Source organism: Streptomyces soli (assembly GCF_003999195.1).
GTDB classification, from domain to species: Bacteria; Actinomycetota; Actinomycetes; order Streptomycetales; family Streptomycetaceae; genus Actinacidiphila; species Actinacidiphila soli.
In genome coordinates this window covers 53,438-67,897 of sequence record NZ_RJVR01000311.1, presented here as the reverse complement: position 1 = coordinate 67,897, position 14,460 = coordinate 53,438, and the positions used below count along the sequence as shown (strand labels likewise).

The 14,460-nt window shown below is 72.2% G+C and carries 12 protein-coding genes and 1 pseudogene; 5 read left to right on the top strand and 8 right to left on the bottom strand.

Going from position 1 to position 14,460, the window contains the following annotated elements; genetic code table 11:
- The 3 genes from EFK10_RS35900 to tatA all read right to left on the bottom strand — a co-directional run.
- Positions 1 to 468, bottom strand: a 468-nt coding sequence (locus EFK10_RS35900; protein WP_164836285.1) for a DoxX family protein, incomplete at its 3' end; no start/stop codon positions are given.
- 76 nt (positions 469 to 544) lie between these two features.
- Positions 545 to 2,527, bottom strand: a complete 1,983-nt coding sequence (locus tag EFK10_RS35895; protein WP_127359830.1) for an FAD/NAD(P)-binding protein — start codon at positions 2,525 to 2,527, stop codon at positions 545 to 547.
- Positions 2,528 to 2,665: 138 nt separating this feature from the next.
- The gene (gene tatA, locus EFK10_RS35890; RefSeq protein ID WP_127359829.1) at positions 2,666 to 2,899 is read right to left on the bottom strand and encodes a Sec-independent protein translocase subunit TatA; all 234 of its coding nucleotides are present in this window, start codon (positions 2,897 to 2,899) and stop codon (positions 2,666 to 2,668) included.
- 315 nt (positions 2,900 to 3,214) lie between these two features.
- Between tatA and EFK10_RS35885 the strand changes: the two genes are divergently transcribed.
- Both EFK10_RS35885 and EFK10_RS35880 read left to right on the top strand, forming a co-directional pair.
- Complete coding sequence (locus EFK10_RS35885) at positions 3,215 to 4,636, top strand: family 2B encapsulin nanocompartment shell protein (RefSeq protein WP_127359828.1); 1,422 nt, start codon at positions 3,215 to 3,217, stop codon at positions 4,634 to 4,636.
- Between the two features lie 120 nt (positions 4,637 to 4,756).
- A complete protein-coding gene (locus EFK10_RS35880) occupies positions 4,757 to 5,515 on the top strand; it encodes a DUF4097 family beta strand repeat-containing protein (protein ID WP_127359827.1) in 759 nt (252 codons plus the stop codon).
- On the opposite strand, the gene EFK10_RS35875 is transcribed toward EFK10_RS35880, so the two are convergent.
- The gene (locus EFK10_RS35875) at positions 5,516 to 6,145 is read right to left on the bottom strand and encodes a nucleoside/nucleotide kinase family protein (protein WP_127359826.1); all 630 of its coding nucleotides are present in this window, start codon (positions 6,143 to 6,145) and stop codon (positions 5,516 to 5,518) included.
- 24 nt (positions 6,146 to 6,169) lie between these two features.
- Between EFK10_RS35875 and EFK10_RS35870 the strand changes: the two are divergent.
- A pseudogene (locus tag EFK10_RS35870) lies at positions 6,170 to 6,831 on the top strand (O-methyltransferase).
- A gap of 9 nt (positions 6,832 to 6,840) precedes the next feature.
- Complete coding sequence (locus EFK10_RS35865; RefSeq protein WP_127359825.1) at positions 6,841 to 7,059, top strand: FmdB family zinc ribbon protein; 219 nt, start codon at positions 6,841 to 6,843, stop codon at positions 7,057 to 7,059.
- A gap of 3 nt (positions 7,060 to 7,062) precedes the next feature.
- Here the strand turns inward: EFK10_RS35865 and EFK10_RS35860 are convergent, their stop codons facing one another.
- The 4 genes from EFK10_RS35860 to EFK10_RS35845 form a co-directional block, all read right to left on the bottom strand.
- On the bottom strand, positions 7,063 to 8,304 hold the full coding sequence (locus tag EFK10_RS35860; protein WP_127359824.1) for a hypothetical protein: 1,242 nt from the start codon (positions 8,302 to 8,304) through the stop codon (positions 7,063 to 7,065).
- A 534-nt stretch (positions 8,305 to 8,838) separates the two neighbouring features.
- Positions 8,839 to 9,660 (bottom strand): HAD family hydrolase, encoded by an 822-nt coding sequence (locus tag EFK10_RS35855; protein ID WP_240677676.1) that lies wholly within the window; start codon positions 9,658 to 9,660, stop codon positions 8,839 to 8,841.
- Positions 9,657 to 12,119, bottom strand: a complete 2,463-nt coding sequence (locus EFK10_RS35850) for a phosphoribosyltransferase (RefSeq protein WP_127359832.1) — start codon at positions 12,117 to 12,119, stop codon at positions 9,657 to 9,659. Before EFK10_RS35850 ends, EFK10_RS35855 begins: the two co-directional genes overlap by 4 nt.
- Positions 12,120 to 12,154: 35 nt before the next feature.
- Positions 12,155 to 13,321, bottom strand: a complete 1,167-nt coding sequence (locus EFK10_RS35845; RefSeq protein ID WP_127359823.1) for an HpcH/HpaI aldolase/citrate lyase family protein — start codon at positions 13,319 to 13,321, stop codon at positions 12,155 to 12,157.
- Between the two features lie 207 nt (positions 13,322 to 13,528).
- Between EFK10_RS35845 and EFK10_RS35840 the strand changes: the two genes are divergently transcribed.
- A complete protein-coding gene (locus EFK10_RS35840) occupies positions 13,529 to 14,443 on the top strand; it encodes a TerD family protein (RefSeq protein ID WP_206305725.1) in 915 nt (304 codons plus the stop codon).
- Positions 14,444 to 14,460: the final 17 nt, after the last annotated feature.

Genomic DNA, 14,460 nt, shown 5'->3' with positions numbered 1-14,460 from the left:
GGCCGGCGCCGGGGCCGGGGCCGGGGCCGGGGCCGGGGAGTCCGCCGGGGCTCGCTTGGCGAGGGCGCCGCCGAGCAGGCTGTCGAGCGCCCAGGCGCCGGGGCCGGCGATGACGACCAGCAGGAAGGCCCAGGCGTAGAGCGCGGCGAGTTCGCCGCCGTTCTGGATCGGCCACAGGGAGGCGCTCTGGTGGACGTCGAAGTACGCGTACGCCATCGACCCGGAGGCGATCAGCGCGGCGAAGCGGGTACCGAGGCCGAGCAGCACCAGGCTGCCGGCGACGAGCTGGATGACGGCCGCGTACCAGCCCGGCCAGGCGCCGGTGGGGACGGTGCCGCCACCCATGGCACCGCCGAGGACGCCGAAGAGAGCGGCGGCGCCGTGGCAGGCGAAGAGCAGGCCGATGACGACTCGGAAGGCAGCGAGTGCATGGGGCTTGGCCGCTTCGGGGAAGCCGGAAAAGCTCATGGGTTACTCCTACGGTCAGGTGGGGGACGAACCGATGTTCCCGACCATAGGTAGAGTCTCGCTAACCCTGCAACTTTCAAGCATCACTCTCGGCCATCAGACATATTGCCGAAACACCCGCCCCGGCCGCCGTCCGCAGAGCCGCCCGGGCGACGGCATCCGTGTCCGCCAGCGTCACCGAGTTGACCCCGGGCCGGGCCCCGGCGGCCGTCACCCAGTGCACGCCCTCCGTCGGTACGCCGATCGCGAACCGGCGCGGATGGGCCCGGCCCTGACGATCCAACAGCCGGTACGGGCTGCCGGTGACGTCGAGACCGCCGGTCTCGTAGCCGCCGACCCGGTGCGGGCGACAGGCCCCGGCCGCCCTCAGCCGTACGAGCAGCGGGTCGGCGGTCCGGCGCAGGTCGGGCTCCGGCAGCCGGGCCTCCACCAGGGCGGTCACCCGCTCCCGTGCCCCGGGGACGTCGGGGGATTCGGCGGTGAAGCAGGCGCCTGGGCCTGCCTCGACGCTCAAGCGCGGCCCGAGGATTTCCACCACCCCGGCCTCGATCAGCGCCACCAGTTCCTCCGTACGGCTGCGGGGCGGCCCGATCGACAGGAAGGCATTGAGCGGGGTGTACCAGCGGTCGAGGTGGTCGCGGTGCGAATCGCCGGACAGGCCGGCGTGGTCCACGACCAGCCGCAGTTCGTTGCGCAGGTCCCGCAGCACGTCCAGGGCCGCCTTGAGCGGGCCGGCCACATTGCCGAGCCGGGCCTGCGCCGCGTCCTGCCGCAGGTGGCCGAGCAGCCAGGTACGGAACGCCTCCCGGCTGCCGAAGCCGGCCCCCCGGTGCGGCCGGGCCAGCCGTGCCCAGTCCCAGCGGTCGGCGGCCGATATCCCGAACTCGTCGAGGACGGCGGCCTCTTCGGGGCTGCCGTGCGGGGTGGACAGGTAGCGCTCGCGGAAGCGGTCCGTCAGTCCCGGGTCGAGGGTGAGCAGCAGCGTCACGTAGTAGACCGTCTCGGCCTCCTTGGCGACCAGCGGCCACACGTCCGCCAGGAAGTCCGGGCAGTCGTCGGCGTCGCCCGAGGTGGCGCGCTTGCGCAGGCCCTCGATGACGTCGGGGATGAGGAGGAAGGGGTGGTGGCGGCCGTGCGCGCCCTTCTCGTTGTCGCCGCGCGCGTGGTATGGGACGCCGCGCCGCGAACCGGCGAGGATGCGCGGCTCGCGGCCGGAGGGGACGTACGTGAGCCCGTCGGCGTCGTCGTCCCGGTGGAAGGAGCCGCCGCGGCCGGTGGTCAGCAGGGCGACGTGGTCGAAGAAGTTGAGGCCGAGGCCGCGCAGCAGCACCGGTTCGCCGGGGCGGATGGCGGCCAGGTCGGCTTCGAGGTCGGCGGGGTTGGCGGGCGGGAGGTAGCGCAGGCCGTGCTCGGCGGCGTACCCGGTGAAACGCTCCTGCTGGGGGGTGGGCGCGGCCGGAAGGTGGCCCTGGGCGAGGACGACGGCGTCGAGGCCGCGGAGGGTGCGGCCGTTGTCGAGGGCGAGGAGCTGGCGTCGGGTCCTGCCGTCCTCGTCGTCATCGTCCAGGCGTATCGCGCGGGCCCGGTGGACGGTGACCGTGACGGCGTCCGGGGCCGAGCGCAGCGTGCGGCGGAAGACCCACTCCAGGTAGTGGCCGTAGAAGGCGCGGCTGGGGTAGTCGTCGGGGCCGAGGGCGGCGGCCTCGGCGCGCACGCGGGGGTCGTACGCGTTGTCGGCGCTGCCGGAGAGGGCGAGGGCGGCGGCCCATGCGTAGAGGCTGGGCCCCGGGCGTATCGGGCCCTCGCACTCGACGCTCTCGTCGGTGAACAGGGTCACCTGCGACGCGACGGTGTTCATCAGCAGCTCGCTCGGCTGCGCGGTGCGCCATACCCGGCCGGGGCCGGGCGGCGACGGGTCGATGACATGCACGGTCAGCCGGGCGCCCGGCGTGAGGACGCCGGGTACGGAGGCGCAGACCCGTTCCAGCACGCTGGTGCCGCGCGGACCGGCACCGACGATGGCTATGGCGTGACGTGGCTGGGCTGCGGCTCCGGACACGGTGAGGGTCTCCCGGGGGCAGGTGCGGCTGCTGGACGGGTCCAGGGCCTGTCCCGCCCTGGTGCGCCGAACATCATCCCGTGCCGGGAGCCCGTGTCCACGCCGGGGCCGGAATATCCGGGTCCGGTGTGGGGCGGATCACTTTGCTTCGGGGTGTGCGCCCTCCGGTTCGGCGGAGACCTCGGCGTAGACCGCGCCGTTGGCCGCCTCGTCGCCGTCTTCGGCCTTCATCGCGCGCGCCTCGGACTTGAGGATCCGCATGGACTTGCCGAGTCCCCGGGCGGCCTCCGGGAGCTTCTTGGAGCCGAAGAGCAGGATGCAGACCAGGGCGACCAGGAGCAGGTGCCAGGGTTCGAGTCCATTACGGAGCATGCGGGGCCTCGCTTGGGATCGGTGTTACGTACTGACCTGGCCCATTGTCAATCCTGCCCGGGACGGATCCGCCCCCGGGGGTGCCAAACCTCGGCAAAGGAACAGCCGGGATCGCCGGGAGCGAACCGGGCGGTCGGCGGCGCATGACCGCGCATCATTGACCAGAATTTAATTCTCACCACATGCTCACCCTTTTGAGTGAGTGCAACGGTGCTGATCAGGTGGGTAGCGTCGATGTGGGCGGCGGCCAGAGGGATTTGCCGCCCGAAAGGCTGCAAACGCAGAGCAGCAAAGGCAAAATGGGGAGGACAGCCCATGACGGTTGAGTCGGGTATCGCACCGGAGTCCGGGCAGGAAGATGAACAGCCGCAGCTGAGTCTGAGTACGGCCGCCGCGCGGAATCTCGCGACGACGACCAAATCCGCACCGCAGATGCAGGGAATCACCTCGCGGTGGCTGCTGAAGATTCTTCCCTGGGTCCAGGCGACGGGCGGCACTTACCGGGTCAACAGGCGGCTGACGTACACCGTGGGCGACGGACGGGTGGAATTCATCCAGACCGGCGCCGATGTGCGGGTGATTCCGGCGGAGCTCGGGGAACTCCCGCTGCTGCGCGGCTTCGACGACCAGACGGTGCTGAGCGCCCTGGCCGACCGCTTCACGCAGAGCGAATTCGCACCGGGCGAAGTGATCGTGGAGGAGGGACGGCCGGCCGACCAGGTGTTCCTGATCGCGCACGGCAAGGTGAACAAGCTGGCCACCGGCAAGTACGAGGGCCCGGCCGTGGTCGGGGTCCTCGCCGACGGTGACCACTTCGGTGACGAGTCGCTGACCGCGCGGGACGGCACCTGGGGATACACCGCCAAGGCCGCCACCGCCGTGACCGCGCTGGTGCTCCCCCGGCACGCCTTCCAGACCGTGGCCGGCCAGTCGGAGGCGCTGCGGGCGCAGATCGAGCGGTTCACCGCCGACGGCGGCCACTCACAGGACAAGTACGGCCAGGCCGAGATCGCGCTGTCCGCCGGCCACGAGGGTGAGGCGCGGCTGCCCGGCACCTTCGTGGACTACGAACTCTCGCCCCGCGAGTACGAGTTGAGCGCGGCGCAGACCGTGCTGCGGGTGCACAGCCGGGTCGCCGACCTCTACAACCAGCCGATGAACCAGATCGAGCAGCAGCTCAAGCTCACCGTCGAGGCGCTGCGCGAACGCCAGGAGCACGAGCTCATCAACAGCCGGGAATTCGGCCTGCTGCAGAATGCGGACTACACCCAGCGGATCAACACGCATTCCGGCCCGCCGACCCCAGACGACCTGGACGAGCTGATCACCCGGCGCCGCGATTCGCGTTTCCTGCTCGCCCATCCGAGGACGATCGCGGCAATCGGCCGCGAACTCAACAGCCGCGGCCTCTATCCCGACCACGTCGATCTCCACGGCGACCGGGTCCCGGCCTGGCGCGGAATTCCCATTCTGCCCTGCAACAAGATTCCGATCACAAGGGAGAACATCAGCTCCATCATCGTGATTCGCACCGGCGAGGACAATCAGGGCGTCGTCGGTCTGCACCAGACCGGAATTCCGGACGAGTACGAGCCGGGGCTCTCGGTGCGCTTCATGGGCATCAACGACAAGGCCATCATCTCGTATCTCGTCAGCGCCTATTACTCCGCCGCCGTCCTCGTCCCCGATGCGCTCGGCGTCCTGGAGAACGTCGAGATCGCCCGCCCCAGGGGCTGACCGGGGGGCTACCCCCACCCCGGCCCCGGGGGCCGCCCGGATTCCGGGGTCGGGCGCCTCTTCGTAGCGTCATGGGTACGTTCCGCGACCTGCCCATGACGCCCGCTGGAGGCGACCCCGTTGAGCACAAACACATTCCGCCGTTTACTGCTCGCCTCGTCCGGGGCGGTGCTCGCGCTCGGCACGGTCGCCGGATGCGCCGACGTCTCGGACGACGCCAAGCCGGACAAGCGCGACTTCGCGATCAGCGGCAAGCAACTCACCATCGACGCCAGCGACTCGAAGGTGGTGGTGAAGCCGGCCGACGTGAAGGACGTGAAGGTCACCCGGTGGTTCGACGCCTGGGCGGTGGGCGGCAGCACCCGCACGACCTGGTCGATGGAGGACGGCCACACCCTCAAGCTCCGGGTCACCTGCCGGGGCATGGTGACCAATTGCGCCTCCCGCCACGAGGTGCTGGTGCCGCGCGGTGTCGCCGTGACCGTCGCCAACGGCGACGGCAAGGTCGAGGCAAGCGGCTTCGACACCGCACTCAAGGTGTCGACCAAGGACGGCTCCGTCGTGATCCGGGACATCAGCGGCCCCCTGGACATCTCCACCGGCGACGGCAAGGTCGAGGCCACCGGCGTCACTTCGCGCCGGGTCACCGCCCACAGCTCCGACGGCGCGGTACGGCTGCGCTTCACGACGGTGCCGGACCAGGTGCTCGCCACCACCTCGGACGGCAAGGTCACGGTCGAGCTGCCGGACGAGCGGTACGACGTGTCCACGACCACGGGCGACGGCCAGGTCACGGTCGCGGTGCCGCGCGACTCCTCGAGCGCCCACCAGGTCACCGTCCACACGAACGACGGCTCGGTGACGGTCCGGGGCCTGTGATCAGGTCGCGGTCATCCGTACGACCCGCCCGCACGCGGCGCGCGCGGCCTCCACACGCGCCGCGTTGGGCCGCTCGCTGGCCTCTATGAAGGCTCGTGCCTCCGCCTCCGTACGACCGCCCGCGACATGCCGCGCCAGCAGCCGCTCCTCCCGGACGGCGGGCGGGGCGTCGACGAACCACAGCTCGTCCAGCAGATCCCGTACGGCGTTCCAGCCCGGGGCGTCGTCGGCGAGGTAGTTGCCCTCGGTCACCACGAGCTGGGCCTCCGGCGGCACGACGATGCCCGCCGCGACCGGCTCGTCCAGCGCCCGGTCGAAATCGGGTGCGTAGACCGGCCGCCCGTGCCACGCTCGCAGCCGCCGCAGCAGGTGGACGTAGCCATCGGCATCGAAGGTCTCCGGCGCGCCCTTGCGGTCGCGCAGGCCGAGCCGGTCCAGCTGCGCGTTGGAGAGATGGAAGCCGTCCATCGGGACGTACGCCGCCATGCCCGCGCCCAGCCGGGCGTTGACCCCGTCGACCAGGGACCGGGCGAGCGTCGACTTGCCGGCGGCGGGAGCGCCTGCCAGCCCGAGCAGCGCGCGCCTGGTTGGCATGCTGGGCACGAGGGCGATGGCGTCATCCACGAACATGCCGCCACCTTAAGAGGAGAAGCCTTGTACGAGACCAAGAACCCCCCGCTCACTCCCGAGCTGTACGAGTACGTGCTCCAGCACAATCCGCCGCTCGACCCCGTGCAGCGCGAGCTCGTCGAGATCACCCACAAGCAGCTCGGCGACGCCGCCGGCATGCAGTCCGCCGAGGAGCAGGGGCCGCTACTGGCCTTCCTCGTACGCCTCGTCGGCGCCCGCCGCATCATCGAGGTCGGCACCTTCACCGGCTTCTCGGCCCTGTCGATGGCCCAGGCCCTGCCCGCCGACGGCAAGCTCATCGCCTGCGACATCTCCGAGGAGTGGACCGCCTACGGCCGCCGCGCCTGGGCCAAGGCCGGCGTCGCCGACCGCATCGACCTCCGCATCGGCCCCGCCCTCGACACGCTTCGGGCCCTGCCCACCGACCCGTGATCGACTTCGCCTACCTCGACGCCGACAAGGAGAACTACGTCAACTACTGGGAAGAGCTCGTCCCCCGCATGCGCCCCGGCGGTGTCATCGCCGCCGACAACACCCTCTTCCACGGCCGCGTCCTCGACCCCCACGCCACCGGCTCCACCGCCGGCATCCAGGCCTTCAACGAACGCGTCCACGCCGACGACCGCGTCGAGGCGGTGCTCCTGACCGTCGCGGACGGCCTCACGCTCGCGCGTCGTCGTCCGTAAGCTGACCCCATGCCCCGTTACGAGTACCGCTGCCGGTCCTGTGGCAGCACCTTCGAGCTGAACCGGCCGATGGCCGAGTCCTCCGCCCCCGCGACCTGCCCCGGCGGCCACGAGGACACCGTCAAGCTGCTCTCGACCGTCGCGGTCGGCGGCATGGCCTCCGCGCCGTCGCGCCCCGCTTCCGGGGGTGGGGGCGGTGGCTGCTGCGGTGGAGGTTGCTGCGGTTAGGGCCTAGTGGTGGGCGGCGCGTTCCTCGCGGATGTTGGCGACGACCCGGGCCGCCGTCTCGCGTACGGCGGCGGTCTCGGTGAGGAAGTGCCAGTAGTCGGGGTGGCGGCCCTCCAGACCGGCGACTGCGCGGTCGAGGCGGGCCACGGCTTCGTCGAGGGGGCGGGCGTGGCGAGGCTCGGGGGTGGAGCGGCCCTGCATGACGAGGCGCTGGGCGTCGCGGATCGCGAAGCGGGTCTTCTCGACCTCGGCCCCCGGGTCCTTCTGCACCTCGTTGAGCCGCCGCAGCCGGTCACCGGCCGCGGACACCGCCCCGTCCAGCTCGTCGAGCAGCGCCCGTACCGTGCTCAGCCGTGACGTCGCGTCCGGCCAGCGCTGCTCGTCGCGGGCCTTCGCCGCCTCCGCGAGCATCGCCTCGGCCTGCGGGAGCACGGTGCGGGCGTGGGCCGGGACCTGCTGCAGGTCCTCCCAGCAGGCCAGGCTGAAGCGCCGCCGCAGCTCGCTCAGGATCGGGTCCACGCCCTCCGCCCGGGTCGCCAGCGCCTGCGTACGCGTACGGAGGCTGACCAGCCGCTTGTTGATCTCCTGGGCCCGCTCCGGCAGCCGCTCCGCCTCGGCACGGATCGCCTCGGCGGCCCGCGCCACCTCGTCCGCTCGCTGGATGGTCGCCTGCACCCCGTGCGTGCCCGCGCCCTGGTTCAGCTTCGTCAGCTCCGGCGCCAGGGCCGCCAGCCGCCCCGCCAGGTCGTCCGCCCTCAGGCCGGAGGCCCGTACGGCGTCCAGCGCGTTGCTCGCCGCCAGCAGCCCTTGCCGGGCCCGCTCCACGGCGGGCGCGAGCCGGGCCAGCTGCGTCTCCGCCTTCCCCAGCAACGGCCCCAGGCTCTCCCCGAACCGATCCAGGTCCGCCTTCGCCCTGACCAGGTCGTCCTTCGCCTTGGTCAGCTCGCTCCGGGCGTGCGCCGCGGCTGAGGCGTCCAGCTCGTCCCGGTCCAGGTCGTGGGTGTCGACCGCCGCGATGTAGGCACCGCTGACCTGGTCGATGCGCTCGCCCAGCGCCCGGAAGTCCGCGCGGGCGCGCTGCGCGGCCGGGGAGTTGTCCACCGCCGTGATCGTCTCTATCGAGATCACCAGATCCCGCTGCGCGCTGTCCAGCTCATAGAACGCCTCGGCGGCGGCGTCCTTCGCGGCCTGCGCGTCGGCGCGGAGGTTGTCTCCGCGCCGCCACCACGAGCGTGCCGTCGTCACAGTCGCTCTCTCCCGCTCCGCCGCGCCGCTGCGCACCATGCTTTTCCCGTTTTCCGGTCCAGTCTCCCACCCACCCGAGACGAATACACCGACCGGTCCGGTTGCGCTGCTACGCCCCGGGGGCTGACGTCGTTTCCCCCACCCCGCCCCTTCCCGAAACCGGGGCTCCGCCCCGGACCCCGCTGGGGGCCCGCCCCCAGGTCCTCGCACGCCGGACGGGCCTGGCCCACCGGGTTGTGGGAGAACGTTCCGCTGGGGTCCCCCCGGACGAAGTCTGGGGGAGGAACGGGCTGGCACAACCCGGCCACGGACCCGCACCCGACAACACGCCCCCAGCCACCCGGCAGGAGCACGCCGGCACCCCCGGCCCGACGGAGGGGGGCACTCTCCCCCAGACTCCGTCCGGGGGGAGGACCCCCACCCAGACGGAGTCTGGGGGAGAGTCCGGCGCAGCCGGGGGCGCCGGTGAGGCCCCCCGGGGCCGAGCGGTGCGAGCACGGCGTGACGAATCGGGCGAGGGGCAAAAGAAGGGGCTCAGGCCGTGGCGACAGCCACCATGCGGCGGAGGATCTCCTCCCCCGCGGCGACGCCGGCGCAGCCGAGCGCTTCGACGTGGGGCGCAGCCCAGCCCGTGTCGAAGAGCTCGCCGTGGCCGGGCCGCCACCCGGCGTCCGCGGCGAGGAGGAGGTCGGCGTCGAGGAGGGAGTCGCCGGCGGCGAAGACGCGGTGGGCGCCGGTTCGGCGGACGACTTCGGCGAGGGCGGCGCTTTTGGTGAGGGGCTTGGGGACGGCGTAGATCTTGCGGCCTTGCATGGACACGGTCCAGCCGCGCTCGTCGGCCCAGCCGGCCAGTTCCTTGACCCAGCCCTCGGGTACGAGGGAGCGCTCGACGACGAGGTAGACGAAGAGCTCCTCGGCGACCCGCTCCTTGCGCAGCCAGGCCGGGTCGACGGTGAGGGCGAGGTGGTCGCGGACCTCCGCGAGGGGCGCGGAGCCGTCGGCGAGGCGGCGCCGCATTTCGGTGTTCCAGTCGTGGTCGGTGTGGCCCTTGACCAGGATGTGGCCACCGTTCGCGCAGATAGCGAAGCGCGGCACGGGCCCTGGCAGATTGATCCGCCGGTACTGCTTGCGCGTACGCGTAGTCGCGGGCACGAACTCCGCCACCGAGGCGAGCTCCTGGACGAGCCCGGCGGCGGTCTCGGTCATGAAGGAGAGCGGGCGGGCCTCGTTGACCTCGACGCAGAGCAGCCGGGGGGCGTACTCGTCCGGCATGGTGAGGGCGAGGGCGGAGGGCGAGTAGATGAGGGTGCGGTCGAGGTCGCTGGCGACCAGCTTGCGGGTCACGTTGCTGGTCACTTGGCCGCCACCGCCTTGCCGTCGGTGCCGGTCGCGCCGCGGGTGAAGCGGGGGTGGATGAGCCCGACGCAGGAGTAGGGCAGGCCGTCCACCTCCTCGACCGGGACGCCGCGTTGCTCGGCGAGCAGCCGTACGTGGTCGAGGTCGGATCCGGCGCCGCGCTGGGCGAGGATCTTCCAGGGCACGCGGCGCAGCAGCACGCGCGTGGTCTCGCCGACGCCGGGCTTGACGAGGTTGACGTCGCCGATGCCGTACTCCTCGCTGATCCGCTCCACCGCCGCCCAGCCCTCCCAGGTGGGCGAGCGGTCGGCGGCCTGCAGCACCTTCACGTCGTACGCGACCTCCTCGGCCACCTCCGCGAAGCGCGCCTCGACCGCGTCGAGGAACAGTCCGGAGACGTCGGCGCCGGCCAGCTCGCGGTAGAACTTTCCGCCGTGGAAGTCGTCCGGCCCGATCAGGTCGGCCCGCAGCACGGTGCGCGAAACCAGCCCGGAGACCGTCGAGTTGAGGCATGCGGAGGGGATGAGGAAGTCGTCCCGGGTGCCGTAGGTGCGTACGCAGCCGCCCGGGTCGGCCAGGACGGCGATCTCGGGGTCGAACCCTCCCCCAGACTCCGTCCGGTGGGGGCACCTCCCAGCCGCCAGGCTGGGGGAGGACCCCCACGGCTTGACGGCCTCGGCCAGCTCGCGGGTGATGGCGCCCTTGCCGGTCCAGCCGTCGACGAAGACGGCCTGCTTGGGGTCGTGGTTGGCGGCAAGCCAGCGCAGGGCGGTGGTGTCGATGCCGCGGCCGCGCACGATGGAGACGGCGTAGTGCGGCAGCTCCAGGCCGTGCGCGTGGCGCGCCCAGCGGCGCATCAGGATGCCCACGGGGACTCCGGCCCGGGCCAGCGACACCAGGACCGCGTCCGGGCCGCGCTCGGCGAGCACCAGCTCGGTCACCGCGCCCACGGCCCGCGCTATCCGGGTCGCCGAGGTTTCCAGGGCGGCCCGGAAGAGGGCCTGATAGTCGGCGCTGGGCTGGTACTCCACCGGCAGCGACTCCGCGTAGTGCGCCCCGCCGCTCTGGATGGCCTCCTCGCGCTCCTCGGTCGGCGCCTCCAGCTCCACGTCCGAGAGGTCCTTCAGCAGCCAGCCGACCTCTTCCGGTGCGTAGGAGGAGAAGGCCGGGCCGCGCAGGGGCTCGGGCAGCGTGCTGGGTTCGTACGAAGGCACCACGGCGAGCAGCAGCCTTTCTGTGTGTTCGGCAAGCTGCGCGAGCAGCCCGCCGGGGGCATGCAGGGCGGGGGTGTCCCCCGCCGAGTCCACGACGGCGACGATCGCGTCGAAGCCCCCGCCTGCGACGTTGTACGCGTAGCGTTCGCCGTCGCCATCGGCCGGATTGTCGTGATCAGGGAAAACGATACGGGTACGTATCGCATATCCCGGGTCGTCCACGGCAAGCACGGGTGACCGCGTGGTCGTGGAGAACCGGACGTCTGCCGTGTCGGCGAGGGCCTCGTCCAGGGCGCGGGCGAGCCGCAGCGGGGCGTACATCAGCTCTTCGTTGCCGAGTACGAGGACGCTGCGCGCCGCGGGCGGGAGGGCGGCGGCCAGGCGGGCCGCCATGCCGGGGAGCGAGGTTTCGAGGTGGAGGCGGTGCGCGGGCGTGAAGCCGTGGCGGCCCCCGTCCGGCAGGCCGGCGGGCCAGCCGAGGTCGACGCGGGCGGTTGCCTCCCCCACCCCGAACGCCGGACGGGCTGGGTGGGCCGGCGAGGCTGAAGCGTGCTCGGCCACCAGCTCCTGCCCCCGCTCCAGCACGCCCTCCGGCAGGACGACCGTGCCCGAGGCCAACGCCACCAGGTCCACCCGGGCGCCCAGGTCGACCGCGAAGGCGTCGAGCCGGGCGCGGTCGGCGGCGGAGCGGACGTCGACGAGGGCGACGACGACGTACCGCTCACGCGGGTAGCGGGCGTGGAGGGCGCGGACGGTGTTGAGGACGGTGCGGCCGGTGGAGAACTCGTCGTCTACGAGGACCAGGGGGCCGTCACCGGCGAGGAGGGCCGGGTTTTCGGGGAGGAGGAGGTGAGAGGTGGCGTGGCTGTGCTCCTCCTCGAAGCCGCCGACGGCGGTGACGGTCGCCACGGGGCGGCGGGTGGAGTGCAGGTAGGGGGCGAGGCCGAGGCCGTCGGCGACGGCGTGGCCGAGGCCGGTGGCGGTTTCTGCGTAGCCGAGGACGACGGAGCGCGCGGCGGCCGCGTCGCCGAGGAGGGCGCGTACGCGCAGGCCGAGGCTGTGGCCGGCGTCGTAGACGACCGCAGGGCGCTGGGGGACGTGCTTGCCCAGGACGTTGGAGACCAGGAGGTGCGCACGCTTCTTGTTGCGGCGTACGGCGAGGCCGAGGACGTCGGTGAGGCCGTCCCCGTGCAGCTCGATGCCGAGCCGGTCGGCAACCCACTGGCCGGTCCAGGTGTGCGTCATGCGGTGGGTGTTCCGTTCTGTCGTCACGCTGTCGGTCACGCCGGCACGCATGCCGCGAGAAGCTCCACGAAGCCGGTTTCCTCGCGGGCGACGCCGAAGACCTCGGCCCGCCGGAGGGTGCGCTCGGCCCAGGCGCGGTGGGGCTTCACCTCGTTCATCTTGTTGGTGTACGCGGAGCGCAGGACACCGCCGCCGCTGCGGTCCTCGTGGAGGATGTCGACGGCGTCACTCCACTCCTCGTGGGACACGACGTTGAGCGCGTGCACCGGCAGGACGTGCGATGGGTGGATGCAGGTCTTGCCCTGCAGTCCGTTCGTGCGGTCGAGCTCGATCTCCCGCAGCAGCCCGTCCATGTCGTGCTGGATGAGGGACTGGCGCAGGTCGACCGCCTCGGGGACGAAGGGGCTCTGCCGCAGCAGCGGCTTGAACATCCGCTCGGAGTGCCTGAAGTACTCCCACACGGGCCCGGTGACGGTGAAGCCGGTGCCGTCGGCCCGACCGAGCACGTTGATGACGTCCGCGATGACCGAGGCGACGATGCGGACGTCGTACGCGGTCATGTCTGGCGAGCGGCGCAGCCCGTAGGCGGAGCAGAAGTCGGTGACGCCGAGCCGGAGGGCGAGGACCCGCTCGCGGTACTTGTCGACGGTGCGGGCGATCCCGTACAGGGTCTCGGTGCGCGTCTCCAGGTGCAGGAGCTGCGGGGACTCGAGGACCGGCATGGCGAAGAGCCGCCGCCCGCAGGCGGCCTCGGCGGCGGTGAGGGCCTCGAGGAAGGGGACGCCGGTCTCCTCGGTGAACTTGGGGAGGACAAAGCCCGACAGCAGCCGTATGTCCTCGCCGAGGCGCCGCACGAGGTCGGTGATCTGGCCGGGGGTGCGGACCCGGATGAAGAGCAGCGGCGGTTCGTTTCGGTCGGTTCGGGCGGCGAGGTCGGCGAACTGGCGGACGAGGTTCTGCTCGGCGCCCTCGACCTCGCGGTCGTCTATGGAGTCCTCGAGGCAGAGCACCATGGAGACGACGCCGCGCCCGGCCTGCTTGATGACGTCGTCGGCGAGGCTCGCCCGGGTGGCCGGGCTGTAGAGCGTGGCGCCCAGGGCCACGGAGAGCGTGCGCGTCGGCGAGTTGGAGGTGAACTCCTGCGGCTCGCAGTGGAACAGCTCACTGCGTACGTCTGGTGGGAGGTGCCCGAAGTGGCGCATGCGTATCCCCGTGGTCTGTGATGGAAAGTGTGGCGAGCATCGTCCCCCGACGTACACCATTGGCCGATTATCGTACGTGTGGGTATACAACCTGCGTTCCCGCCGTGCGTGAAAATCAGGTAACCCCCTCAAGTCCTCGGCGTGTCGTCTCGACCGCGTTCGCGCCCGCGTTGTGGCCGCGGCGCCCGAACGGGCAGGATGACGGACATGACGCACGCGATGGTGAAGGGCTCGAACATCCCCCTGAACGCCTCCGGGGTCCGCGCGGTGTTGCGCTGGAGCCCCGTCGCAGGCGTGCCGGACGTCGACGCGTCGGCACTGCTGCTCGGGCCTGACGGGCGGGTCCGCTCGGACGCGGACTTCGTCTTCTACAACCAGCCGAGGCATCCCTCGGGGCTGGTGCGCCATCTGCCCAAGCAGCGTGTCGCCGAGGGCCTGGCCGACAGCGTCGAGGTGGACCTCGCGGCGCTGGACGCCGGCGTGGACCGGGTGGCCATCTGCGCGTCCGCCGACGAGAGCCCCTTCGGGCTGGTCTCGGACCTGCGGCTGACGCTGCACGACGCCGGCGGCGAGCCCCTGGCGGTGTTCGACGTGGTTCCGGACACCGGCAGCGAGTCGGCGTTGATCTGCGGCGAGCTGTACCGGCGGGGCGAGGGGTGGAAGTTCCGCGCCCTGGGCCAGGGGTACGTGAACGGGCTGATCGGCCTCGCCACGGAATTCGGCATCTCGGTGGACGAGGACGGGCCCGCGCCCGACGCCCCCGGCCCGGATCCGGTGGCGTCGCACGCCCGGCAGACCGCCGGGGAGCCCACGTCCGTCCCGCAGTCGGTGTCGGTGCCTGCACCCACGGCCGCGCCCGACGGCTACCCGCTGCCCGCGCCCACGCAGGTGCCCGCGCGCCCGCTCGCCCCGCCCGCCTACGGCTACCCGCCCGCCGAGCCCCCGACCGTCCCGGCTCCCGCGCCGGCCCCGGCCTACGGCTATCCGCAGACCCAGCAGGCGCCGCTCACCGTCCCGGCGTACGGCTACCCGCAGGCCCCTCCGCCGCCCTCGCAGCCGCTCGCCTCACCGACCGCGTTCGCGCTTCCGCCGCAGGGCCCGCAGTTCCAGGAGCGCCGCTAGCTGCCGGCCGCCGGCAG